The following is a 984-nucleotide window of genomic DNA, read 5'->3' on the forward strand; positions in this document are numbered from 1 at the left end:
CCGTGCCGCGCTTGGCTCGGCACTACCAACCTTCGTTCAAATGAGATTTATTCTTATTTGACCGAAGTCAGCTAGAATACGCAGGTCTCCCATCTACGAATCACGGCATGTCTTCCGCTTTTGGCGCCGAAACGGTGCTTGAAGTCCGTCATTGGACGGACGCCTACTTCAGCTTCTCCACCACCCGCGACAGCGGCTTCCGCTTCGAGAATGGCCAGTTCGTGATGATCGGGCTGGAAAACGAAGGCGCCCGCCCGCTGATGCGTGCCTATTCCATTGCCAGCGCCAACTGGGAAGAGCAGCTGCACTTCTTCAGCATCAAGGTGCAGGATGGTCCGCTGACCTCACGTCTGCAGCACCTCAAGCCCGGCGACAAGGTACTGGTCGGCAAGAAGCCCACCGGCACCTTGCTGATCAGCGATCTGCACCCGGGCAAGCACCTCTATCTGCTGGGCACCGGCACCGGCCTTGCGCCGTGGCTGAGCGTGGTCAAGGACCCGGAAACCTACGAGCGCTTCGAGAAAGTCATCGTCTGCCACGGCGTGCGCTTCGAGAGCGACCTGGCCTACCGCGAATACTTCGAGGAAGAATTGCCGAACGATGAAATCCTCGGCGATATCGTCCGCGACAAGCTGCTGTACTACCCGGCGGTTACCCGCGAGCCCTTCCCCAACCAGGGCCGGCTGACCTCGCTGATGGAAAGCGGGCAGATGCAGCAAGCACTGGGTTTGCCAGCGCTGGACCCGGCCAACGATCGCTTCATGATTTGCGGCAGCCCGCACATGCTGGCTGACCTGCGCAGCGTGCTTGATGCCCGCGGCTTTACCGCATCAACACGCATAGGCACGGCAGGCCACTACGTGTTCGAGCGGGCCTTCGTCGAGAAATAAGAAGATTTGTGGGAGCGGGGGTACCCGCGCCGGGCGGGGGGGCGGGGAATAGTGGGGGTGTGAGGGGGGGGCCGCGGAGGGGGGCGCCCCCCGA

The 984-nt window shown here is 62.0% G+C and carries 1 protein-coding gene; it reads left to right on the forward strand.

The window, feature by feature from the left end; translation table 11 throughout:
* Positions 1-107 precede the first annotated feature (107 nt).
* Entirely contained in the window at positions 108-890 is a 783-nt protein-coding gene (locus ACVOKO_RS19430; protein ID WP_346501032.1) for a ferredoxin--NADP reductase, read from the forward strand.
* Positions 891-984 lie beyond the last annotated feature (94 nt).

The sequence above is a fragment of the Stenotrophomonas sp. STEN240 genome, assembly GCF_056756175.1.

Bases quoted from the DNA above. Each gene is read 5' to 3' on its own strand.
- ACVOKO_RS19430 (WP_346501032.1), top strand. From the start codon at position 108: ATGTCTTCCGCTTTTGGCGCCGAAACGGTGCTTGAAGTCCGTCATTGG.